Raw genomic sequence first — 22,510 nt, forward strand, 5'->3', positions numbered from 1 at the left:
ACGCTTGCCCCCTGCAATGCCGGGTATCTCGTGTCGGCTGTTCAAACGGCCGATAAGTGTATCAAAGCTCTCGAGCCCGAATAATCGGAGAGGCGAATGTCGAAGTCTCGATCCGAGGGTTTCTGGATCTCGAACCTGCCTATCCAGTGGAAACTCGCCTGCGTCATCTCGTTCCTGATCGGGTTGCTGCTGATCGTCATCGGCTTCAATGCTGTCGCCGTCCGCTCAGCGACCGGCGCTCAGGATGATGCGGAGGCGCTCGTCAAGCTGGTCAATGAATCCGATGCGACGGCGCGCTCGATCTCGCGACGGCAAATCGCGTTGGTGCGCCTTATGTTCCAGGGCACCGACGTGGCGTTGGAGGGGTTCGAAACGGCCAGTGCCTCCGTTGCCTCCCATTTTTCGGCGCTACACAAATTCGTCGATGAGGACAGCGAACTCCGCAGTCCGGTGGAGCGAGCTTCGGCTACCAACGAGCGGTGGTATCAAGCCGCAGCGCTCCCGATGCTGCAACTTTCCGAACGCCTGCGTAAGGGTGTGGCGCCGGTTTCGGAACGAGACGGCGCGCTCAACGATTTTCTGGTAGCCGAAACCCAAAATGGGGGTAGCCGCGGAATCGTCGCGATCCTCGATGAGTTGATCAAGATCAGCGAAACGCGGCTCGACGACGCGCGTGAGCGGTTGCAACTGCGCGAAACCCGGCTCGCCTATATTAACGGCCTCGCCCTCATCATCACCTTGCTTGCCGGCGGTCTCGCATTCCTGATGGCGAGCGCGTCCATCGCTCGACCCTTGCGCCTTCTGGCCGGGCTGATGGAGCGCCTCGCCACGCACGATCATTCCATTGTCATTCCGTACCAGCATCGGCGCGACGAGGTGGGCATCATCAGCCGTGCCCTCGGCGTCTTCAAGGACATGGCGATTGCCACCCATCAGAACGACTGGGTGAAGACCGGGATCGCCGAACTCTCGGCCGAGATCCAACAGGCGGACGAGTTGCGGGCCTTTGCCGGGAGTCTCCTGCAAAAGCTGGCCCCGCGGCTGAATGCCGGGGTGGGCGTGTTCTTCGCCTATGACGAAGTGGCCGAGGAACTCCGGCTGCTCGGCAGCTACGGCTATCGGGAGCGCCGACATCTCTCGCCCAGCTACCGGCTCGGCGAAGGGCTCGTCGGCCAGTGCGCGCTCGAACGCAAGACCATCGTCCTCGCGCCCGTCCCGGAGGACTATGTGCGCATCCATTCGGGAACCGGCGAGGCAAGTCCGCGGGCGGTCCTCACCGTGCCGATCGTGGTCAAGGACCGCCTGCTGGGGGTTCTCGAGCTTGCGAGCTTCGAAACCTTCGACGCGACCCGCCAGCGCCTCGTGGAGGAGGCCGCCGTGGTCGTTGGCCTGTCGCTGGACAATCTCATGCGTGCTCTGCGCACGCGCGAACTGCTCGATCAGAGCCAGCGCCAGGCCCAGGAACTCCAGGCGGCCGAGGAAGAGCTGCGCGTCCAGCAGGAGGAGCTTCGCACCACCAATGAGCAGCTCCAGCAGCAGTCGCAACGATTGATCGCGTCCGAGGAGGAGTTGCGCGTCCAGGCGCAGGAGTTGCAGAAGATCAACGAAGATTTGCGGCGCAACTCTGATGCCGTCATGGAACAGAAGAGCCGCCTCGAGACCCTGCAACAGGAAACCGAGGCCAAGGCGGCGGACCTCGAGCGAGCCAACCAGTACAAGTCCCAGTTTCTCGCCAACATGTCCCACGAGCTGCGCACGCCGCTCAACAGCATGCTCATCCTGTCTCAGGATCTCGCCGAGAACCGCACGGGGAATCTCGACGAGGAGCAGGTGGAATCCGCCGTCATCATCCACTCAAGCGGCTCCAACCTGCTGCGGTTGATCAACGAGATCCTCGACCTGTCGAAGGTTGAGGCCGGCAAGATGGACGTGACGCGCGAACCGGTTCCCGTGGCGGCGTTCTGTCAGCGGATGGAGCGCAATTTCCGTCATGTCGCACAGGAGAAGGGGCTCGACTTCACGGTCGTGCGCGAGCCGGGCACGCCCGAGAGGATCCTCACCGACGACGGCAAGCTGGAGCAGATCACCAACAATCTGCTGGGAAATGCCTTCAAGTTCACCGGATCGGGCTTCGTGAAGGTCAGCCTTTCCGGCGCCGACGATGGCACGGCGCTGGCGATCGAGGTGTCCGACAGCGGCATCGGCATTCCGGCCGACAAGCTCGGCATCATCTTCGAGGCGTTCGAGCAGGTGGACGCCAGCACGCGGCGCCAGTTCGGCGGCACGGGTCTGGGCCTCGCCATTTCGCGCAGCCTCGCGACGCTGCTCGGCGGCACGCTCACCGTGCGCAGCGGCGAGCAGGAAGGCACGACCTTCCGCCTGATGCTGCCGGTGGGCGAAGTCGAGACCGCGACAACGCCACCGCTATCGCCCGTACCACGTCCCCCGGTGCCCGCGCCGCGCGCAGTTCACGCTATCGACGACGACCGCAACGACCTGCGCGAAGATGCGCCGCGAATCCTCGTCGTCGAAGACGATCCCGTTTTCGCGCGAACCTTGACCAATATCGCGCGCCGCAAGGGCTATCAGGTGCTGACGGCGACAGATGGCGAAAGCGGGCTCGACCTTGCCCTCCGGCTCCGGCCGACCGGCATTCTGCTCGATATCATGCTCCCAGGCATGGATGGGTGGAGCTTCATTGAGCGCCTGAAGCAGAGCCCTGCGACCCGGCACATTCCGGTGCACATCGTATCGGCGCTGGAGGAAGCCCCGCGCGGCCGGCAGATGGGCGCCATCGGCTTCATGACCAAGCCTGTCAGCTCGGAGCAGTTGTCGGAGGCGCTCGCCGCACTGGCGCGGTTCGCCCCGAATCGCACGCGTCGCGTGCTGGTCGTGGACGACGACGAAGCGGCGCGGATTGCCGTGCATAAGCTGCTCGCGCGCGAAGGCGTCGAGGTCATCGATGCAGCCTCCGGCGAAGAGGCGGTCGCCCGCATCGCGGATACCGAGGTCGACTGTATCGTGCTCGATCTCGGCCTGCCGGGAATGTCCGGCTTCGACGTGCTCGAGCATCTCGCCGACCAGTCGCGGCAGGTGCCGGTGGTCATCTATTCCGGCCGCGACCTCACCAGCGAAGAGAGTCTTCGCCTGCGGGGCTACACGGACAGCATCGTCATCAAGGGAGCGCTGTCGCCCGAGCGTTTGCTGGACGAGGTTAGCCTGTTCCTGCACAGCGTGCGCAGCGAACCGCAGACGTTGCCTGCTCATCCCGACGGAGACCTCGATGGTCGGCATGTCCTGCTGGTCGATGACGACATGCGCAATATCTATGCCCTCGCCAAGGTCTTGCGCGGCAAGGGGATGGCGGTCACGCTCGCCCAAGATGGGGCGAAGGCCCTGGCGCAGCTCGACGCCCAGCCGGAGGTGGAAATCGTCCTCATGGACATCATGATGCCGGTCATGGACGGCTACGAGGCCATGACCGAGATACGCAAGCGGGGCGGAGCCCTCGCCCGGCTTCCCATCATCGCCCTTACCGCCAAGGCGATGAAGGACGATCGGGAGAAGTGCCTCGCCGCCGGCGCGAACGACTATCTGTCGAAACCGATCGACGTCCCGCGTCTTCTGTCCATGATACGCGCGTGGCTGCCGCGCCGATGACGTCCGACGACGACCTGCTCGCCCTGGAAACCATCGAGATCGACCTGTTCGTCGAAGCCATGCTGCGGCGCTACGGCTACGACTTCCGCGACTATGGGCGGGCTTCCCTGACGCGCCGCGTGCGAGGCCTCGCGCAGCGCTTCGGCGCCAGCAGCATCAGCGGACTGACCGCGGCGATTCTCCATGCCCCGGACCGCATTGGCGAGGTCATCGGGGGACTGTCGGTGCCGATGTCAGAGTTCTTCCGGGACCCCCCCACGTTTCTGGCACTGAGAACACAGGTTCTGCCGCTGCTCGCTTCCTATGACCGGATCACGATCTGGCAGGCGGGCTGCGCGCGCGGCGAGGAGGTCTATTCGCTGGCCATCCTCCTCAAGGAGGCGGGGCTCTATCCACGCTGCCGGATTTTCGCGACCGATATCTCCAAGGCGTCGCTCGCCGGCGCCGAGGAAGGCATCTTCCCGCTCGCCGACATGCGCGACGCGAGCCGCCGCTACATGGAAAGCGGTGGAAGCCATAGCTTCTCCGCCTATTATCACGCGCGCTATGACCTGGCGAAACTGGATCGCGCCCTCATCGAGAATGTCATCTTCGCCGAGCATAATCTCGTCACGGACGAAGTGTTCTGCGAGGCGCATCTGATCCTATGCCGGAACGTGATGATCTATTTCAACGATCGTCTGCAGGCCCGCGCGTTGCGCCTGTTCTCGGATACGCTGGTCCGTGGCGGTTTCCTGTGCGTCGGCGACCACGAGAACCTGCTTCCGTCCGCTGCGGCTCCTTTCCGACGGATGGACGCCGCCGTCCCGATCTTCCGGCTGAAGCGTGGGGTCGAGGAAATATGAAGGCGGTGGTCATCGGCAGCTCCGCTGGCGGACCTCTCGCCCTTCATCAGCTGCTGCCTCTGCTCAAGCCGAACCTGGACGCGCCGGTAATCGTCGTGAGCCACCTGGCAGAAGGGGCCGACGAGCTCATGGCGACGGGGCTTTCAGGCGTTTCGCGGCTTCCGGTGCGGATCGCCGCCGAACGCATGCCCGTGCATGCCGGAGCGATCTACGTGGCACCGGCAGGTTATCATCTGCTGATCGAGCCGGACCGGCGGTTCGCCTTGTCCGTCGACGAACGGGTCCGCTTTTCACGTCCTTCCATTGATGTATTGTTCGCAAGCGCAGCAGAAGTGTATCGGAGGGAGCTCATCGGTGTGGTCCTCAGCGGAGCGAACTCAGATGGCGCCGAGGGATTGAGCATCATTCGACGTTTCGGCGGAATCGCCCTGATCCAGGACCCTAGGGAAGCAAGCGTCCCGACGATGCCCCTCGCCGCCATCGAGAGGGCGGGGGCAGATTTATGCGCGCACGTGGCCGATCTCGCCGCCCATATCAACCAACATATCCGATCATGAACTCGTCCATGACAGCAACCGCCGACGGTGCGCCGCTGCCGAAAATCCTCGTGGTGGACGATATCTCCGCCAATCTCGCAGCCATGCGGCGCCTGCTCGCGAGCGTGCGCGCCGATCTCTACGAAGCAAGCTCCGGAAACGAAGCGCTGGCTTTGTGTCTCGACCATGATTTTGCGCTTATCCTGCTGGACGCGCACATGCCGGACATGGACGGCTTCGAGGTGGCCGGGCATCTCGCCGATGATCCAAGGACATGCAGCATCCCTGTGATCTTCGTCACCGCAGCCTATCTCGACGATCTTAACCGCCTGAAGGGCTACACGTTCGGTGCCGTCGATTATATAGCCAAGCCGATCAACGATGCGGTGCTGCTCTCCAAGGTGACCGTGTTCCTGGATCTGCACGTGAGCAAGCTGCGGCTGACCGCTGCTCTTGAGGAACTGGAGCGGCGGAATCGCCAACTCGAGGACGAGATTGAAGAGCGTAGGCGGATCGAGCGGCAGATCCGCCACATGGCGACCCATGACGCTCTCACGGGCCTTGGCAACCGCATCCTTTTTCTGGACCATCTCGGGCGCGAGGCGGCTTCCTCGGACCATTATGGCGGGCAGTTTGCTCTTCTCTACATCGACATAGACGGCTTCAAGCAGGTGAATGACTGCTATGGCCACACGGTCGGCGATATGCTGCTGGTCGCCATTGCAAACCGCTTGCTCGGCAAGGAACGACAGGAAGACATCGTCGCACGTCTCAGCGGAGACGAATTCGCTATAATCGTACCTAAGGTTATTGACCCGGAATCGGTCATGCTAAAGGCGCAGGATATAATCCAGAACATTAGCAGATCATATGCGATTACGCTTGATGGACATGCGCTCAATGTCGATATCAGTGCCAGCATAGGCGTTGCAGTGTATCCTATTCATTCCAGAAATAAGGAAGAATTAGTCCGGATCGCTGACATTGCCATGTATACCGTCAAGCAGCGCGGGAAGAACGGCGTTCTATTGGCGAGTCGATCAGCCGAGAAATCGGATCTTTAGCCGATACAGAACATAAACGACTATGTGGGCATGCAGCATGAGCCCGCCGGCCAGCCCTACGGCAATGAGCCATTACCCTGCCGCCTAGTCCATCACTGCCACGAGGATCATGGAAAGGCTGAGTGGCAGGAAGAGAGCCACGGCGGCGGCAATGTGCGAGACGGCGTTGACCAACATGGTGTAGGGCGCGACGAGCTCCGCTGGCCGAAGGTCGAGGACGGCCTCTGGACGCTGGTGCGGCGCTGCCGCTACGTTCTCGCTGGGGTTGCAAGGGGCATCAATGAGAACAGCCTCATTGGGGTTAGCGCTGCTGACGCTTTCCGAGGATATACGATCAAACTCAGCGTCGCGCATCCCAATCCGCCACCATCAAAAGTGGTGGCGCGATCCATCGCGGACGACATTATCGCGTTCGTCGGCCGGGAACAGCTTATCGCAGCCCATCCAGTTTACGACCAGGGCGGGTGGCTCGACAAGGTGCTGGACGCCGCCGCCGTGCATCTCGCGGCTTCATCGGCCAGCGTCGTCGCCTGGGCGTCGGCGCTTAATGCTTACGAAGGCGTTCACGCGATTCCGCTGATGACGATCGATAAGAGCAAAGGGCTCGAATATCACAGCGTTATCTTCGTCGGTCTGGACGATGGCGCATGGTGGAGTTTTGCTGGCGATCAGATCGAGGCGACCGCAGGGTTCTTCGTCGCCTTCACCCGCGCCAAGCAGCGCGCCATCTTCACCTATTGTGCGCGACGTGGTGCCCGGACAAAGATCGCAACGCTATATAATCTTCTGAGCAAAGCGGGTGTACAAAGCGTGCAGATCGCTTAGCTCAGTCTCGCAGTTGGTCGGGGTCATATATTGAATTGAGATGACATCGCCGCGTCCCCGGCTTTCATCGTAGGCGCGCAGGACTTGTTCGCCTCCGTAAAAGCTGTTGCAACCGATTGCTACGTTGCCATAACGCGGGCTCTCGTCAAACCGGGATACTCTAGGATGAGGTGGTAACAAGAAAAGGCGGCGGGATACGCCTTGCCAGCGGGCACCGTCTTCGAATGGTTGGAAACGCGGCTTTTCTTCTTCTTATTCAGCCAACAGCTTGTTCGACCATGCCTTCCAGCGATGGACCGGGACCACCCCTTCGCTGTGGCGTGCGCAGCAGTGGGCTGACAACGAAAATCGCAGCGGCAGCCAAGCTCCTTTCCGACTTTGAGCCCGCCCGTCCTCCGAAGCGCCCGACACGCCGAGCGTTAGTAAGCGAGTTCGTGGAGCCCTCCGGCCAGCACACGGATTCCATCGACGATGTCTTCGAGCGAGGAAAACTTGTCCGGTGTGTGGCTGCGCCCATCCTTCGAGCGCACGAAAACCATCGCAACCCGCGCGACCGCCGCCATTTGCTGGCTGTCATGACCCGCGCCGCTCGCCATCTTCATGAACGGCACCCCTTGCGTTTCGGCGGAACGGGCCAGCGCCTCGACAATCCCCGGATCGCTCGGCACCGCGGGGTGATCGAGCACGATCTCCCACTCGACGTCCAGATTCCGCCGGTGCGCGACCTCTCGCATGATCGCCTCGTGCGTAGCCCACAGCGCCGCGCAGCGTTCCGGGTCGGGATGGCGGGCGTCGAGCGAGAAAGTGACCCTCGATGGAATGGCGGCGGTCAGATTCGGCGAGACGGACACTCGCCCGACGGTGGTCACTGCCGGGCGTCCCCAGCGATGCGCCGTGTCGATGGCCGCGGACGCCACTTCGCAGAAGCCCGCCATGGCGTCCCGCCGAATGTCCATCGGGAAGGCGCTCGCGTGGTTTTCGGTGCCGTGCAGCGTCACCATGTAGTGGCGGATGCCGGTGATGCCGGTGACGACCGCGACCGGCAGGCCCGCCTGTTCGAGGATCGGGCCCTGTTCGATGTGGAGTTCCACGAAGGCTTCGATATCCTCGCGACGTGCCTCCGCTATCCGAGCCGGGTCGAGCCCGACTTCCCGCATGGCCTTGGCGATGCTCTCTCCCGAATAGGCGATTACCCGATCGGGCACGCCCGTCCCGATCCGGCCGGTGACAGCCCGCGATCCCCAGAAGTTCGCGGCGGGAAAGCGGCTCGCCTCCTCCTCGCAGAACGCGACGGCTTCAAGCGGCAGGCGGGGCGGGCCGAACTGTTCCTTCAGCGCGCGGATGGCGATGAGCCCCGCAATGGCGCCGAGCGCGCCGTCATAGCGTCCCCCCGGCGTCTGGCTGTCGATATGCGATCCCGAGACCACCGCCTTGCCGTGTGCCTCGGTGCCGGAAAGGCGGCCCCATACGGAGCCCACGGCATCGATACGTGTTTCGAGCCCGGCCTCGCGGCACCATTTGGCATAGTGCGCGGTCGCGCCCACCCATTCGGGCGAGTATACGGTGCGCGAAACACCGATCTCGCCGACCGCTCCGAAGTGGGCCAGTTCCGTGATGTAGCTTTCGACGAGTGTCGGGTCGATCTGGACCGAGATTGCCAATGCAGTTCCTCTGAAACGAGTTTCCCATCCGCGGGACGGTTTGCGGATGTCACGCGGCGAGCGCGGCGGCGTGCGGCGAATAGGCCGCAATGCGTTCGATATCGAGCTCCACGCCGAGCCCGGGCCGGTTGGGAATCTCGAGGCAGCCCTCGCTGTCGAGACGGAAGGGCTCGGTGAGGATTCCGTCGACATAGGCGCTGCCGCCGATGAACTCGACATAGCGCACATCCGGGAAGGCCGCCGCCATTTGCAGGTCGGCCGCGACGCCGAGTGCGGTGTTCCAGCCGTGGCCGACATAGGTCACCCCGAAATCGTCGGCCATCCAGGCGATTCGGCGCTGCTCGGAAATGCCTCCTACCTTGGTGACGTCGGGCTGCACGATGTCGAGCGCCCCTCGCGCCAGCCAGGGGAGGAAAGCCTGGCGGCGGGTAAGCACCTCGCCGCCGGCGATGGGAACGGGGCTTGCGCCGCGCAGCACGATGAAGTCCTCGATCGCATCGGGCCGCAACGCTTCCTCGAACCAGGCCACGTCGTAGTCGGCCAGCATATGGGAGGTGCGGATGGCCCATTTGAGATTGGCGTTCCAATGCGCATCCGATCCGCCCGCATCCACGAAGAGCTTCGCCTCCGGCCCGATGGCCTCGCGGGCCGCACGCACGATCGCTTCGTCCAGCGCATGGCTGTCGCGCCGGCCAAACGGTCCCCAGCCGATCTTGAAGGCGCGGAACCCGTCGCGCTGGCGGAACATGGCGAGTTGGTCGGCCATGACCGCAGGCTCATCCATGAGCAGCGAGCAATAGGGCTGCACGCTCTCCCGGTAGCGTCCGCCGAGAAGCTGGCCGACCGACAGCCCGGTCACCTTGCCGAGAATGTCCCACAGGGCGATGTCGATGCCGCTGATCACATGGGTGAGCGTGCCGCCCCGGCCCATCCAGAACGTGTTCTGGTGCATCTTCTCCGACACCTTTTCGGGTTCGAGGGCGTTTTCGCCGAGGAAGAGCGGCTCCAGCACCTTCAGTCCCGCCTCGACCAGATGGCCGTTGGTGAAGACGCTGCCATGGCCGACGACGCCTTCCTCGGTGTGGACCGCGATCAGCGTATGGACGGAATCGTCGGGGCGGATCTCCTCCGACCAGCCGCCCTTCGGGCTCGCGCCGGCCAATGGAGCGGCGACGATCTTGCGGATGCGCAGGGCGGGAAGCACGGTACTGCGTTCACCTGACGCGAGTGGGCGCGGGGTCGACATCATGGACTGTCCTTCAATAGCCGAGCGCGGGATCGACGCGGTTCTCGAGCGGCCGTCCGTCCGCGTAACGCGCGAGATTGTCGACGAAAATGCGGATGCAATGGTCGATATAGGTGCTGTGATCGTCGACATTGCAGTGCGGCGACGCGATGAGACGCGGAACGGCCCACATCCGGTCGCCGGGTGAGGGCGGCTCTTCGGGGAAGACTTCGAGAACGGCTCCCGCGAGCGTACCGTCTTCCAGACGGTCGTAGATCGCGTCGTAGTCGAACACCTTCGCGCGCCCGAGCACCACCACGCCGGCGTCCTGGGGCAGGAGATCGACGCGCCGACGGTCGACCAGGCCCTGGGTGAACGGCGTCAGCGGCAGCGTCGAGATTAGGATGTCGGTGACGGGCAGGATGTCGTCCAGCGCGTCGAGCGTGGCGATGCGGTCGAGCGGCGCCTCGCTCACGCCGGTCCGGTTGATGCCGATCAGCCGGCAACCGGTCGGTCGCAGCGCCCGGGCGGCGCCGGTGCCGATGGCGCCCGTCCCGAGCAGCGTGACCGTCTTCGCCGCCAGGGTCGGCCCGAATACCGGCGACCATCGATTCTGAGCACGGTCGTCGACAAAGCGCGGAATCTGGTAGGCGATCATCAGCGCGGCGGCGAGGGCATATTCGCCCCCCTTTGCCGCATGGACCCCCGAGGCATTGGTCAGCAATAGCCCCTCGGGAAAATCGGCCAAATGCTTCTCCGCCCCGGCCGAGGCGAGTTGCATCCATTTCAGCCCCGGCGCCGCTTTCCTCGCCGCGGCTGCGGTCACGGACCCGGTTGAGAACAGCACCTCGCAGTCGGGTGGAATATCCGCTTCCGCGGAGCCCTCCGAGAGGAACACCCCCGCCGGATCGAGGCCGAGATGACCGATTTTCTCCCGAATCGCGGAAATGTCGGTTCGGAGCGCCGACGCCCCTTCGGGGTCGGAGAGGACATGAATATTTATATTTTTCATAGGCTTGACCTCGCGTCGCCCGCCTTGAAACATATCGATATACGCAATTGACTTGCGTATCAAAGTATACATTATGCTCACATTCAAGGTGCTGCCGGCAAATGGCCTGGCCGCAAAAAAGCAGAGAGGCTCCATTTCCAGAGGGGCCAACCGAGACAGAGGTTGAAAAGATGCTCGACGCGATCCGACGCGGGGTCCTCGCTGGAGCTGCCCTAGCGGCAGTCATCATCATGCTGCCCGCGGCCGTTCTGGCCGAAGGGACAGTCAAGCTCGCGGCCGCCGGCCCGATGACGGGTCCCTCGGCCGAGACCGGTCAACGGATGAAGGCGGGCATCGAGCTCGCCGTCAAAGAGATCAACGCGGCGGGCGGCATCAAGGGCAAGACGCTCGTCGTCGACTTCTACGACGACGAGGGCAAGCCCGAGAGCGCGGCCGCCGTCGCCCAGAAGATCGCCTCCGACCCGGAGGTCGTGGGCGTGATCGGCCATATCAATTCGTCGTCCACCATGGCGGCGATGCCGATCTACAAGCGCGCGGGGCTGACCGAGATTTCGGGCAACTCCTCGGCCTTCAAGGTCACCCATATGGGCTTCGACAACATCTTCCGGGTGATCATCAACGACCAGGGCCAGGCACCCGTCGCGATGAAGCACATCGTCGAGGACCAGGGTCGCAAGAAGATCGCGATCATCTACGAGAACAGCGACTACGGCAAAGGCGCGATGGAATCGGCCAAGAAGACTGCCGAGTCGCTGGGCGCCAAAGTGGTCGCGGCCGAGACCTACCAGCCGGGTGTCGATCGCGACTTCGCGGCCCAGCTCACCAAGATCATGGCGGCCTCGCCCGACGCGCTCTTTCTTGCTGGCCAGTACGGCGAAGGCGGCGCGATGTTCAACCAGGCCTACCGGCTCGGACTCACCACCAATGGCAAGGTGCTGAAAGCCGGCTTCGACGGCCTGCGCCAGGGCCCGTTCATCGATCTCGCCGGCAAGGACGCGGTCGAGGGGCTGCTGATCTTCGCGAGCTTCAATTCGCTCTCGGATGCACCGAAGACGGCGGAGTTCCGCGAAAAGACCATGCGCCTCTTCGGCCATCCCCCGACCGAGCAGGAAGCGCACAACTACGACGTGACCTTCATCTACAAGGCCGCGCTCGAGGCGGGCGCCACCAAGGAGACGATGACCGACTATATTCGCAAGACGAACATGGAAGGCGTCTCGGGCCATCTCCAGTTTGACGCGAACGGCGACGTGAAGGGCAAGGAGATGGTGATCTTCACGGTCAAGGACGGCAAGTTCGCGCCCTACGCCAAGTGAAGATCACACAGCACGCGGGGCGCCCCCGCGCCTTGCGTGCCACGTGACCGCGCCTGCCGAAAGAGGACATCATGGCCAAGAAGATGCTGAACTATGCGGGTGTCGCCGAGGGCGAGAAGCCGATGGGCCCGGCGCCGCTGTCTCCCGCCATCGCAATCGGTGATTTCGTCTATGTCTCGGGCCAGGTCGGCATCGATCCCGCGACGGGCGAGATCATCGAGGGCGGCATACTCGAGCAGACCCGCCAGACCTGCGAGAACATCAAGGCGCTGCTCGCCGTTGAAGGGCTGAACATGGACCATGTGGTGAAAAGCCTCTGCTTCCTGACCGATGTCGGCGACTTCGCGGCGATGAACTCGGTCTATGCGAGCTATTTCCCCGACCCGAAGCCCGCACGCTCGACGGTCGGCATCGCGCTTGCCGACCCACGGCTCCTCGTCGAGATCGAGGTCGTGGCGCACCGGCAGGCCGCATGAGCGCGCCTGAAGACATCGGCACCGCCCATGCGGGCGCGCCGCCGCTTCTCGAGGTGGATGCCTTGAAGAAGTCCTTCGGCGGCGTGCAGGCCGTGGGCGGGGTCGACATGACCATCGCGCGAGGAGAGGTCATCACCATTATCGGGCCGAATGGCTCGGGCAAATCGACCTTCTTCAACCTCCTTACCGGGATCTACGCGCCTGACGCGGGTTCGATCCGGCTCGAGGGGGTCAATCTCGCGGGGTTTCCGTCGCATCGGATCGCCGAAGCCGGGATCGCGCGCACGTTCCAGAACATACGTCTCTTCAACAACCTGACGGTCATCGAGAACGTGATGATCGGCATGCACGGCTCGATCCGGGCGAGCCTGATCGAGACGATATTCGGCGGCCGGGCGCTGCGCCGGCGTGAGGCGGCGGCGCGTGAGACGGCGATGGAGCATCTAGGGCTCTTCCGCAAGCGTCTCTACCCGCGACTCGACCATCCCGTCTTCACCCTCTCCTATGCCAACCGGCGACGGGTGGAGATCGCGCGCGCGCTCGCCGTGAACCCGAAGCTCCTGCTGCTCGACGAACCGACGGCCGGCATGAACCCCTATGAGACCGCCGAGCTCGTCGACAACATCCAGGAGATACGTGCCTCCGGTCTGACCATGGCGATCATCGAGCACAAGCTCGACGTGGTGAACCGCATCTCCGACCGCGTCGTGGTTCTCGACCAGGGATTGAAGATCGCCGAAGGTAGCGCCGAAGAGGTGCAGAATGATTCTCGCGTGATAGAGGCCTATCTTGGACGCCCGACAGCCGCTGCTTAAATTCGACAAGGTCGATGTCTGGTACGGACCGCATCACGTGCTGCAGTCCGTGGACTACGAACTGTACGAGGGCGAGATCGTCTGCCTGCTCGGCGGCAATGCTTCCGGCAAGTCGACCACGATGAAGTCGATCCTGGGCGTGACCCGCCCCCGGCGCGGCACGATCACCTTTCGCGGCGAGCGAATCGACCGCTGGGAGACGGGGGATCGCGTTCGCGCCGGCATCGCCCCGGTACCCGAGGCGCGACGGGTCTTTCCCGAGATGACGGTGATGGAGAATCTCGAGCTCGGCGCCTACACGAAGAAAGGTGACCTCTCCGCCACCTACGATAAGGTCTTCACCCTCTTCCCCCGGCTGAAGGAGCGCCGCCGCCAGGCCGCCGGCACCATGTCGGGGGGTGAACAGCAGATGCTCGCCATCGGCCGGGCGCTGATGTCGGACCCGAAGCTCATCTGCATGGACGAGCCCTCGATGGGCCTCTCGCCCCTTCTCGTCCAGCGGGTGTTCGAGATCATCAAGCAGCTGAACGAGATGGGTGTCACCATCTTCGTCGTCGAGCAAAACGCCAATGCCGCGCTCGCGATCGCCGATCGGGGTTATGTGATCCAGAACGGCCGCATTGTCATGGCCGACACGGCTGCGAAGCTTCTGAACAATCCCGAAATGAAAAGCGCCTATCTGGGGAAGATCTGACATGGGCAGCATCCCCGCCTCGCTGCGCACGGCCGTCCGCCAAAGGATCGGCGAGGATCTGGCCCGCTATCTTGAAGGTCGGCCTCGCGACATGAGTTCCGAGATGCGCGACCCGAACGAGGAGGCGATGGAGGCCTATCGCCTCGTGCCCCGACTGATGGCCGGGCTCGCCGGCACCGATCCGGGGGCGGACTGGATGGGCACACGCATTGCGGCACCGGTGATCGTCGGCGCGTTTGCGGCCGACATCATCCTTGATCCCGTGGGTGTGGTGCCGATCGCGCGGGCAGCGGGCCGCCTCGGCCTGCCCATCGTCATTTCCGAGGAATGCCTGACGCCGCTGCCCGATATCGCCGCGGTCAATTCCTGCGTGGCGCTGCAGCTGCGCGGCGCCGGCGAGCTCGACCGGGCGCTGGCGCTCGCCGGCCACGCGGTCGAGGCGGGTGCCAAAGGCATCGTGATGACCGGCCTCGCCCCCGCCCACCCCCGGCCGGGACTTTTCCCGGGCGGCGTCGACATCCAGTCCGAGACGAAGGCGCGTGGGCTGAAGACCATCGCCGACCGGGGAGACGGGCGAGAGGTACGCCCCTTTCCCGGCTGGAGTTGGGAGACGCTGGCCGCCTTCTGCCGCGGCGCCGGAGAGATGGGGCTGCCGGTTCATCTGAAGGGTGTGCTCCACCCCGACGATGCGGAAGCGGCGCTTGCCGCTGGATGCGCGGGTGTCATCGTCTCGAATCTCGGCGTCAGGAACCTGTATCGCTGGCAACCGGCCGTCGAGGCCCTGCCCGGTATCGCCGCGGCGGTTGCCGGGCGCGGCACGGTGGCGCTCGACGGAGGGGTGCGCGAGGGACCCGATGCGGTGGTCGCGGCCTGCCTCGGCGCCGATGTCGTCATGATGGTCCGGCCGGTCGTCTATCGCGCCATTTCCGGTGGGGAATCGGCTGTGTACGACTTCCTGTCGACTGTCATCGAGGATATCGACACCATTTGCTTCTGGATGGGGGCGCGTTGCTTTGACGCCCTGGAATCCAGCCATGTCGTAAAGTTGTGAGAAAACATCTTGTCGAACGGCGACGATGATTTCCGGCATCGCAGCCTGCCCGAGCAGGTTGCCGATCATATTGTGGTGCTGATCGCCAAAGGGCAGATCAAGGCGGGCGACCGGCTGTTCGAAAACGACCTGTGCAAGATGCTGGGGGTGAGCCGCATTCCGGTGCGCGAAGCGCTTCGTATTCTCCAGGCACAGGGCGTGCTTCGGACCGAGCCCAACCGCGGCAGCTTCGTCAACGAATACGGCTCGGCCGAGACCACGGAAATGCTGAAGGTACGCCTGACGGTAGAGCGGCTGGCGCTCCGCCGTCTCGTGCCGCTCGTCAGGCGCGATGCAGAGCTGCTGGCGCCGCTGCGCCGCGCGGTCGAGCAATTGCGCGACCAGACCCGTCTCAGGAACAAGCTCGCTTCCTGCCAGGCCGATCTCGAGTTCCACCATCGAATTGTTGAGCTCTCCGAGAGCCCGACATTGCTCACGGTCTGGGAGATGCTGGCGCGCGGCATTCTGGTCTTCTTCATGCACGAGCGGCACGAATATTACGACCACGAGCGCAATGTCCGCGACCATGAGCAACTCGTCGAGGCGATCGAGGCGGGCCGACTCACCGCACTCGACGACCTGATCGAGGAACATATCCTGAAGCTGTACCCGCTGCGCGTTCCGGAGGCCGGAGGCCCAGCCGCGTAGACGTTCTCCTGCCGCGGTTTCGGTGAACTCACGTCCACCGGAAGATGCCTCCCTGTCGTTCTGGCCCGGTTTCGCGACCCTTTACACCCGTCATGGCCGGGTCAAGCCCGGCCATGACGCAGCTTGCTCCGCCACGCTGGACTGGAACGTCGATCACGTTTGGCGATACAGCCTCGCACGGCGTTCGAGCGCGGCGCCGATCGTCTCGGCGATGAAGGTGCGGTCCGCCTCCGTCATCGGCAGCGAGAGCGCAAACTGGCTGCGCGCCGCCGAATAGATGCCGGTCTCGAGCAGGTCGAGATGCAGGAGCGCGCGGCAGTCGGCCTGCTCGGGCAGATCCTCCGGGCTTCTGACTGGCCGGTCGGTGAAGTGCAGTGCCATGACCGAGCCCAGACCGGTGAACTGCGCGGGGATGGCGAGATCGGTGCAGATCGCGTTCAGCCGCGCGCGCAACGCCTCGCCCTCGTCATAGAGACTGGCGGCGCGCTTGGGGGTGAAGACGTCGCGGAATGCCGCGGCGCCGACGCGCATCGAGAAGACGTTGTTGTTGAACGTTCCTGCATGGGGCAGGGCGTCGGCGCGGAACGGATCGAACCGGGCCAGCAGATCGACGCGCCCGCCGAAGGCGCCGAAGCCGAAGCCGCCTCCGAGATATTTGCCGAAGGTGGCAAGGTCGGGCATCACCCCATAGAGACCCTGTGCGCCGGCAGGCCCGTGGCGCGAGGTCACGATCTCGTCGAAGACGAGAAGGGCGCCCGTCTCGTCGCAGGCGGCGCGCAAGGCGGCGAGAAACGCGGGCTCGGCCGGAATGCAGCCGGCATTGGTCATGATCGGCTCGACGATGACGGCGGCAAGCTGCGACCCCGCCGCCCGGATGCGCGCGGCGATGTCCGGTGCGTTGAAGGTCTCGAGCTGCCACTCGAAGGGCACGCGCATCTGTGCGCTGCCCGCCATGCCGAAGACGCCGCCGTGATAAGCGCCGTGAAAGGCCATGATCCCGCACCGCCCGGTGACGATGCGGGCCAGAGTGAGCGCGTAGAGATTGGCCTCGGTGCCGGAATTGCAGAAGCGCAGGCGCTCCACCGCCGGAAAGCGGCCGGCAATGAGTTCGGCCAGCTCCACATCCGCCGCCCCCGGCGCGCCGTTCGAAAGGCCCGCCGCCAGCGTCGCCTGGATCTCCGCCACCACCACCGGATGGCTGTGGCCGTACAGCCCGGCCGTGTATTCGACCAGCGCGTCGAGAAGGTCATGCCCATCGGCATCGACGATTCGCACCCCCTCGCTCCGCGCCGCATACAGGGGAAAGGGCGCGAAATGAAGCGCGGTGCGCGTATTGCCGCCCGGCATGCTCGCCTGCGCCCGCCTGTGCAGCGTCTCGCTCGTCGAGTTGCGCCTTGCATAAGCGCGACGCGCCTCGGCCAGCGCCTCGTCGAGCGAGGCCGTCGTGATTGTGCCGGTCACTGCCATTTCCTCCCTGTCTGTCTCCGCGTAATTTTTCCAGAATTTCGGGCGGTGACAAGGCGCACAAATGATGGGCGGTCTACGAATTTCTCAGTCAATATATTGATATTACACATATTTTTGTGTCTGCAATCGAGGCTGACTGGCGTTGACATCGATATGAAAGTATACATTATGTCAAAAAAGACCATCCTGAAACCGGGGTTGCGGACGAAATGGCCGAGAGGAGCCGATGCTGAAGCTCAGGATGAATCAGGGCGACCCGACCGAAGGCCGCATCTACTTCCTCCCGCATTTCGTGGCCGCGGATCGCGGCTACTTCTCCGATGCAGGGGTCGATGTGGAATTCGTCTGGGCCCAGCCGGGTGACCATCTGGCGAAGAGCGGCCAGATCCCCGCCGTGCTGTCCGGGGCGGCCGACCTCACCGTGGGCGGCCCGATGGTCACCATGCGCATGCTCGCCGACGGCTCGGCGCATCTCGTGAACTTCTGCGCGCTGGTGCGGCGCAATCCCTGGTATCTGGCCGGCCGGCAGCCGGAAGAGGGCTTCACGCTCGCCTCGCTCGCGGGACGCACGGTATTCGACGCCGCGTCGATCACTACCGCGACCCTGAGCCTGCGTCATTCCCTGGCCAAGGCCGGACTTTCGGAAAGCGTGAAGGTGATCGAGCTCGAGCACGAGGACCCGGCCGCCATCGAGGATTTCATCGCTGGCCGCGGGCCGGGCGGCGAGGCGCAGGTGATCTACCACTCGATGCATGCGTTGGCGCCGGCCCTGGCCGAGGGGCGCCTCGCCGAGCTTTCCGATCTCGCCCGCTATACCGGCGATGTGCCGTGGAGCGCCTACATCACCCGGTCCGAGACGCTGGCCGACCGCGCCGACGCCCTCGCGGCCTTCACGGCGGCGATCGGCCGGGCGCTCGCCCATGTCGCGCAGACCCCGGCCGCCGAGCTCGCCGCCGAGGTGGCGCCGCATTATCCCGGCTATCCGCCCGCCGCGCTCGTCTACGGCATCGACGCCTACAAGCGCCTCGGCGTCTGGGCTGCCGGCACAATCATCCACCGCGCCGATTTCGAGCGCTTCCGAGCGCTGTTGATCGACAGCGGATGGTTCTCGACACCGGTCCCCTACGAGCAGCAGGTGGCCACCGACTTCGTCTCCGCCTCCACCGTTTGAGGTCCATCCATGATGCCGCATTCGCTCGAGAATAAGGAACTGATCCGCTACTACGAGGAACGCGGCTGGTGCGGCCGCGTCGGCTTCGGCGAGCGGCCCGCCATTATCGTCGTCGATCTGGCGCAGGCCTGGATGAAGGGCGAAAAGATCGGCAGCGATCTCTCGGCCGTGGTCGAGGCGACGATCTCGCTGCTCACGCGGGGCCGGGCAGCTGGAATCCCGGTCTTCTTCTCCACCATGGCCTTCGAGCCGGACCTCTCCGATGCCGGCGGGGTGATCGAGAAGAAGCTCCGCCATTTCGACGACATGATAAAGGGCTCGCCCGACATCGAGCTGCTGCCGGAGCTCGACCGCCAGCCGGGCGAGGTGTTCTTCATCAAGCAGCGGCCAAGCTGCTTCTACGGCACGAACCTGCTGTCGCAGCTGATCGGTCGTTCCGTCGATACGCTGATCGTCACCGGCTGCTCCACCTCGGGCTGTATCCGGGCGACATGCGAGAGCGGGATCGACAACAATTTCCGCGTCATCGTGCCGAAGGAAGCCGTGGGCGACCGCTGCAAGTCCGCTCACGAGGCCAATCTCTTCGACATCAATGCCCGCTACGCCGACGTCCTGCCGATCAGCGAGGTCGCGCACTATCTCGACGGCCTCGCCGCCCGCCGCCGGGGGGAGGCCGCGTGACGGCAGCGACCCGCATCGCCGGCGAGGCGGGGCTTCCCGGGTTCGAGCCCGGGCGGCTGCTCTATCTCTCCCGAAGCGACCTCCTGGCGCTGAAGCTCTCGATGGCAGACGTCATCGCGGCGGTGGAGGATTGCCTCCTCGCCCAGGCGGCGGGGCGCACGATCATGCCAGGCAAGGCCAGCCTTGCCTGGCGGGAGGGCGGACGGCTGAACGGCAACGCAGCCTTTCTCCAGGACACGGGCGCGCTTGGCATAAAGTGGAATGCCGAGGTGCCCGCCAATGTCGCCAAGGGCCTGCCGAACCTCACCGCGCTCGTCCTGCTCAACGATCCCGTGACCGGCTTTCCGGTCGCGGTGATCGACGGCACCTGGATCACCGCCATGCGCACGGGTGCGGCCTCCGCCCTCGTTGCCCGGCATCTGGCGCCGAGCCGGGTCGACAAACTCGCCCTGATCGGCTGCGGCGTGCAGATGCGCACCCAGCTTCTGGGGCTGCTTGAGGTCATCTCTCCCGCACGGATCGTGGTCAACGACATCCGCCCCGAGGCGGCCATGCAGTTTCAGGCGCAGATGCAGGCGCGTACCGGCCGGCAGATCGAGATCGCGGCCACCGCGGAGGCCGCGATTCGCGATGCGCAGGTCGTCGTCTCGGCCACGAAATTCGCCGTGCAGCCGGATCCCTGCCTGCGGCGTGACTGGATCGCGCCCGGAGCGCTCGTCATGCCGGTCGATGTGGGTACGGTCTGGGAGTCGGCCGCCTATCTCTCGGCCGACAAGTTCACCACCGATCGCTGGGACATGCTCGAATGGCTGGCAGGGGAAGGGCATTTTCCGCAGGGCCTCCCGAAGCTGTACGCCGAGCTTCACGAGCTTCTCTCCGGGAAGAAGCTCGGGCGAGAGAGCGAGAGCGAGTTCATCTTTTCGATGATCGAGGGCATGCCGATCGAAGACATGATCCTTGCCCGGCTGGTCGCCCTGCGGGCTGCCGGATCGGGGATCGGGCAGTGGCTGGATTTCCTCGCGGATCCCTCGAGCAACTATGACTTCTGACAGGATTGAGCCCATGGATCTGGTGATAGCCGGCGCGACGACTGTTCTCGAGAACCGGGTGCAGCGCCTTCATGTCGGCGTCTCGGGCGGCCGGATCGCCGCCCTGGTGGACGGCGACGCTTCCGTGCCCGAGGCCGCGCAGCGCATCGACGCCGGCGGGCTCCTTCTCTTTCCGGGAGCCATCGACGCGCACACCCATTTCACCGCGGGCCACGACGACGTGGTGCCGGAGATCGAGGCCGGCACGGCCGGCGCGGCAAAGGCGGGGGTGACGACCGTCATCGAGATGCCGCACCAGAACCCGCCCGCCACGACCCTTGCTCGCTTCCTCGCCAAGCGCGATCTGTTCGACGCGCATGCCTGCGTCGATTTCGCGCTCTGGGGCGGGCTGACGGGCGACAATCTGGCCGAGCTGCGGCCGATGCACGAGGCGGGAGCGGCGGCCATGAAGGGCTTCATGTGCTCGGGCCGCAAGGACCGGGCCGCCGGCGACGAACGCGCTCTGCCCGGGCTCGACGACGATCAGCTCAGCGAATCGTTCCGAGTGGTCGCGGGGTTCGGCGGGCTCATCGGGCTCCATGCCGAGAACCACGACATCATCCAGGGCAACATGGCGCGGCTCAGGGCGGCCGGCGCCGATGGCGGACGCGCCCATGCCGCGGCCCAGCCCGAGATCGCCGAAACGGAGGCGGTCGCCCGAGCCATCCATTTCGCCGCCCACCATGGCGCGCGGCTGCACATCGTGCATCTCTCCACCGGCGAAGGCGCGCGGATCATCGCCGCCGCCCGCGCCGCCGGCCAGAACGTCAGCGTCGAGACCTGCCCGCAATATCTGGTGCTGAACGAGGACGATCTCGAGCGCATCGGCAACGATGCCCGCTGCGGGCCGCCGATCCGGCCGCAGTCCACCGTGGACGATCTCTGGTCCGAGGTCGAGGCCGGCGCCATCGATGCGCTCACCTCCGACCACTGCCCCTATCCGCCCGAGCTGAAGGCCAGGCCGACGATCTGGGAAGCCGCCATGGGCCTGACCGGCATCGAGACCACGGTGCCGATCTTCCTCGGTGCCGCTCTGGCGAGGGGCATGGACTTGGCGCAAGTGGCGCGGATGATCGCGACCGGGCCGGCGAAGATCTTCGGGCTCTACGGGCGCAAGGGGGCCATCGCACCGGGCTTCGACGCCGATCTCGTGCTTGTCGACCCCGAGGCGGAGACGGTGGTGGACGCCTCGGGGCTTCAGGGGCTGGCGAAATGGTCGCCTTTCGACGGCACGCGCTGGAAGGGGCAGGTGGTCAGGACCTTGCTTCGGGGAACGCAGGTCTATGCCGAAGGCGCGCTCGCAGCCGTCCCCGGCGCGGGCCGCTTCCAGGCGCGGGGATGAACGGATGAGCGGTCTCGAATATTTCCTGGCCCAGGTGCTGAACGGCCTGTCGGCGGGGAGCATCTACGCGCTGATCGCTGTCGGCTATTCCATGGTCTTCGGCGTGCTGCAGATGCACAATTTCGCCCATGGCGACACGCTGATGTTCGGCACCTATGTGGCGATGGCGCTGACGCTCGCGGGCCTGCCCGCCGTGGTGGCGATACCGGCGGGGCTGGTTCTCGGCGGCGCCATGGGCTTTCTCATCGAGCGCATCGCCTTCCGGCCGACACGCGGGGCGCACCGGATGGTGCCGACCGTCTCGGCCATCGGCGTCGCGCTCATCATCCGCAACACCGCCCAGCTGATCTGGGGCACGACGACCCAACCCTTCCCGCTCGACGTGCCGGCGGCGCAGTTCCGCGCCTTCGGCATCGGCATAAGCTCGACCCAGATCGCGGTGTTCTGCGTGGCCTTCGCGTTGATGCTGGCGACCGACCTCTTCGTTCGCAAGACCATGATCGGCAAGGCGATGCGCGCGGTGCAGCAGGACATCGACGCGGCCGGCTACATGGGCATACCCGTCAACCGCACCATCGGCATGGTCTATGTGCTGGGCGGAATTCTCGGCGTCGCCGGCGGCATTCTCTTCGCCATCAACTACAACACCGTCTACCTCATGATGGGGTTCACGGTGATGATGAAAGCTTTCGTGGCGGCCGTGATCGGAGGCATCGGCAACATCAAGGGCGCCTTCCTGGGGGGACTCGTGCTGGGCGTCGCCGAGGCGTTGGCGGCGGCCTATTTCGATACAGGCTATCGCGACGGCATCGCCATGGGGCTGCTCATCCTCGTGCTGCTCGTCCGGCCCCAGGGGCTGCTGGGCCGGCCCGTCCAGGTCAAGGTGTAGGTGGA

General features: G+C 64.8%; 20 protein-coding genes. 16 read left to right on the forward strand and 4 right to left on the reverse strand.

The window, feature by feature from the left end; all coding sequences use genetic code 11:
• Window positions 1-96: 96 nt before the first annotated feature.
• From AC1RU4_RS12900 to AC1RU4_RS12920, 5 genes are read left to right on the forward strand one after another with little or no spacing between them, the layout of a single operon-like run.
• On the forward strand, window positions 97-3,660 hold the full coding sequence (locus AC1RU4_RS12900; protein WP_492891488.1) for a response regulator: 3,564 nt from the start codon (window positions 97-99) through the stop codon (window positions 3,658-3,660).
• Window positions 3,642-4,505, forward strand: a complete 864-nt coding sequence (locus tag AC1RU4_RS12905) for a CheR family methyltransferase (RefSeq protein WP_492891489.1) — start codon at window positions 3,642-3,644, stop codon at window positions 4,503-4,505. Before AC1RU4_RS12900 ends, AC1RU4_RS12905 begins: the two co-directional genes overlap by 19 nt.
• A complete protein-coding gene (locus tag AC1RU4_RS12910) occupies window positions 4,502-5,062 on the forward strand; it encodes a chemotaxis protein CheB (RefSeq protein ID WP_492891490.1) in 561 nt (186 codons plus the stop codon). Before AC1RU4_RS12905 ends, AC1RU4_RS12910 begins: the two co-directional genes overlap by 4 nt.
• 8 nt (window positions 5,063-5,070) lie before the next feature.
• Window positions 5,071-6,105 carry a diguanylate cyclase domain-containing protein gene (locus AC1RU4_RS12915; RefSeq protein WP_492891491.1) on the forward strand — a complete coding sequence of 345 codons (1,035 nt, stop codon included), beginning with the start codon at window positions 5,071-5,073 and terminating at the stop codon, window positions 6,103-6,105.
• 30 nt (window positions 6,106-6,135) lie between these two features.
• Window positions 6,136-6,930, forward strand: coding sequence for a 3'-5' exonuclease (locus AC1RU4_RS12920; protein ID WP_492891492.1), 795 nt, complete (start codon window positions 6,136-6,138; stop codon window positions 6,928-6,930).
• Window positions 6,931-7,349: 419 nt separating this feature from the next.
• On the opposite strand, the gene AC1RU4_RS12925 is transcribed toward AC1RU4_RS12920, so the two are convergent.
• The 3 genes from AC1RU4_RS12925 to AC1RU4_RS12935 are packed head-to-tail and all read right to left on the reverse strand — an operon-like array spanning window position 7,350 to window position 10,861.
• Window positions 7,350-8,591, reverse strand: coding sequence for a hydantoinase/carbamoylase family amidase (locus tag AC1RU4_RS12925; protein WP_492891493.1), 1,242 nt, complete (start codon window positions 8,589-8,591; stop codon window positions 7,350-7,352).
• A gap of 49 nt (window positions 8,592-8,640) precedes the next feature.
• On the reverse strand, window positions 8,641-9,837 hold the full coding sequence (locus tag AC1RU4_RS12930) for a mandelate racemase/muconate lactonizing enzyme family protein (RefSeq protein WP_492891494.1): 1,197 nt from the start codon (window positions 9,835-9,837) through the stop codon (window positions 8,641-8,643).
• A gap of 13 nt (window positions 9,838-9,850) precedes the next feature.
• Window positions 9,851-10,861, reverse strand: coding sequence for a D-2-hydroxyacid dehydrogenase (locus AC1RU4_RS12935; RefSeq protein ID WP_492891495.1), 1,011 nt, complete (start codon window positions 10,859-10,861; stop codon window positions 9,851-9,853).
• A 137-nt stretch (window positions 10,862-10,998) separates the two neighbouring features.
• Here AC1RU4_RS12935 and AC1RU4_RS12940 point away from each other — a divergent pair, with 137 nt between their 5' ends.
• The 6 genes from AC1RU4_RS12940 to AC1RU4_RS12965 all read left to right on the forward strand — a co-directional run bounded on the left by AC1RU4_RS12940 (window position 10,999) and on the right by AC1RU4_RS12965 (window position 15,867).
• Window positions 10,999-12,144, forward strand: a complete 1,146-nt coding sequence (locus AC1RU4_RS12940) for an ABC transporter substrate-binding protein (protein ID WP_492891496.1) — start codon at window positions 10,999-11,001, stop codon at window positions 12,142-12,144.
• Between the two features lie 122 nt (window positions 12,145-12,266).
• Entirely contained in the window at window positions 12,267-12,620 is a 354-nt protein-coding gene (locus tag AC1RU4_RS12945; RefSeq protein WP_492891609.1) for a RidA family protein, read from the forward strand.
• Window positions 12,617-13,435, forward strand: coding sequence for an ABC transporter ATP-binding protein (locus tag AC1RU4_RS12950; protein ID WP_492891497.1), 819 nt, complete (start codon window positions 12,617-12,619; stop codon window positions 13,433-13,435). The genes AC1RU4_RS12945 and AC1RU4_RS12950 overlap by 4 nt, the downstream gene beginning before the upstream one ends.
• A complete protein-coding gene (locus AC1RU4_RS12955) occupies window positions 13,410-14,129 on the forward strand; it encodes an ABC transporter ATP-binding protein (protein WP_492891498.1) in 720 nt (239 codons plus the stop codon). Before AC1RU4_RS12950 ends, AC1RU4_RS12955 begins: the two co-directional genes overlap by 26 nt.
• A 1-nt stretch (window position 14,130) precedes the next feature.
• A complete protein-coding gene (locus tag AC1RU4_RS12960; protein ID WP_492891499.1) occupies window positions 14,131-15,180 on the forward strand; it encodes an alpha-hydroxy acid oxidase in 1,050 nt (349 codons plus the stop codon).
• A gap of 9 nt (window positions 15,181-15,189) precedes the next feature.
• Window positions 15,190-15,867 (forward strand): GntR family transcriptional regulator, encoded by a 678-nt coding sequence (locus AC1RU4_RS12965; RefSeq protein ID WP_492891500.1) that lies wholly within the window; start codon window positions 15,190-15,192, stop codon window positions 15,865-15,867.
• Window positions 15,868-16,020: 153 nt separating this feature from the next.
• Here AC1RU4_RS12965 and AC1RU4_RS12970 read toward each other — a convergent pair whose 3' ends face one another.
• On the reverse strand, window positions 16,021-17,328 hold the full coding sequence (locus AC1RU4_RS12970; RefSeq protein ID WP_492891501.1) for an aminotransferase class III-fold pyridoxal phosphate-dependent enzyme: 1,308 nt from the start codon (window positions 17,326-17,328) through the stop codon (window positions 16,021-16,023).
• Between the two features lie 232 nt (window positions 17,329-17,560).
• On the opposite strand from AC1RU4_RS12970, the gene AC1RU4_RS12975 reads away from it, so the two are divergent.
• From AC1RU4_RS12975 to AC1RU4_RS12995, 5 genes are read left to right on the forward strand one after another with little or no spacing between them, the layout of a single operon-like run.
• Window positions 17,561-18,505: an ABC transporter substrate-binding protein gene (locus AC1RU4_RS12975; protein WP_492891502.1), complete on the forward strand. Its 945-nt coding sequence runs from the start codon at window positions 17,561-17,563 to the stop codon at window positions 18,503-18,505.
• Between the two features lie 9 nt (window positions 18,506-18,514).
• On the forward strand, window positions 18,515-19,186 hold the full coding sequence (locus AC1RU4_RS12980; protein ID WP_492891503.1) for an isochorismatase family protein: 672 nt from the start codon (window positions 18,515-18,517) through the stop codon (window positions 19,184-19,186).
• Complete coding sequence (locus AC1RU4_RS12985; protein ID WP_492891504.1) at window positions 19,183-20,235, forward strand: ornithine cyclodeaminase family protein; 1,053 nt, start codon at window positions 19,183-19,185, stop codon at window positions 20,233-20,235. Before AC1RU4_RS12980 ends, AC1RU4_RS12985 begins: the two co-directional genes overlap by 4 nt.
• A 13-nt stretch (window positions 20,236-20,248) precedes the next feature.
• Window positions 20,249-21,616, forward strand: a complete 1,368-nt coding sequence (gene allB / locus AC1RU4_RS12990) for an allantoinase AllB (protein ID WP_492891505.1) — start codon at window positions 20,249-20,251, stop codon at window positions 21,614-21,616.
• Window positions 21,617-21,620: 4 nt separating this feature from the next.
• A complete protein-coding gene (locus AC1RU4_RS12995; RefSeq protein WP_492891506.1) occupies window positions 21,621-22,505 on the forward strand; it encodes a branched-chain amino acid ABC transporter permease in 885 nt (294 codons plus the stop codon).
• The last annotated feature ends 5 nt before the right edge of the window (window positions 22,506-22,510 follow it).

This window comes from Ancylobacter sp. GW821-FHT10E12 (assembly GCF_058809335.1).

What these genes read in the sequence shown, in the direction of transcription:
- AC1RU4_RS12940 (WP_492891496.1), top strand. Translation starts at nt 10,999, where the DNA reads ATGCTCGACGCGATCCGACGCGGGGTCCTCGCTGGAGCTGCCCTAGCG.
- allB (WP_492891505.1), top strand. Translation starts at nt 20,249, where the DNA reads ATGGATCTGGTGATAGCCGGCGCGACGACTGTTCTCGAGAACCGGGTG.
- AC1RU4_RS12915 (WP_492891491.1), top strand. Translation starts at nt 5,071, where the DNA reads ATGACAGCAACCGCCGACGGTGCGCCGCTGCCGAAAATCCTCGTGGTG.
- AC1RU4_RS12920 (WP_492891492.1), top strand. Translation starts at nt 6,136, where the DNA reads ATGCAGCATGAGCCCGCCGGCCAGCCCTACGGCAATGAGCCATTACCC.
- AC1RU4_RS12975 (WP_492891502.1), top strand. Translation starts at nt 17,561, where the DNA reads ATGCTGAAGCTCAGGATGAATCAGGGCGACCCGACCGAAGGCCGCATC.
- AC1RU4_RS12980 (WP_492891503.1), top strand. Translation starts at nt 18,515, where the DNA reads ATGATGCCGCATTCGCTCGAGAATAAGGAACTGATCCGCTACTACGAG.
- AC1RU4_RS12900 (WP_492891488.1), top strand. Translation starts at nt 97, where the DNA reads ATGTCGAAGTCTCGATCCGAGGGTTTCTGGATCTCGAACCTGCCTATC.
- AC1RU4_RS12910 (WP_492891490.1), top strand. Translation starts at nt 4,502, where the DNA reads ATGAAGGCGGTGGTCATCGGCAGCTCCGCTGGCGGACCTCTCGCCCTT.
- AC1RU4_RS12960 (WP_492891499.1), top strand. Translation starts at nt 14,131, where the DNA reads ATGGGCAGCATCCCCGCCTCGCTGCGCACGGCCGTCCGCCAAAGGATC.
- AC1RU4_RS12945 (WP_492891609.1), top strand. Translation starts at nt 12,267, where the DNA reads ATGGGCCCGGCGCCGCTGTCTCCCGCCATCGCAATCGGTGATTTCGTC.
- AC1RU4_RS12950 (WP_492891497.1), top strand. Translation starts at nt 12,617, where the DNA reads ATGAGCGCGCCTGAAGACATCGGCACCGCCCATGCGGGCGCGCCGCCG.
- AC1RU4_RS12935 (WP_492891495.1), bottom strand. Translation starts at nt 10,861, where the DNA reads ATGTTTCAAGGCGGGCGACGCGAGGTCAAGCCTATGAAAAATATAAAT.
- AC1RU4_RS12930 (WP_492891494.1), bottom strand. Translation starts at nt 9,837, where the DNA reads ATGTCGACCCCGCGCCCACTCGCGTCAGGTGAACGCAGTACCGTGCTT.
- AC1RU4_RS12995 (WP_492891506.1), top strand. Translation starts at nt 21,621, where the DNA reads ATGAGCGGTCTCGAATATTTCCTGGCCCAGGTGCTGAACGGCCTGTCG.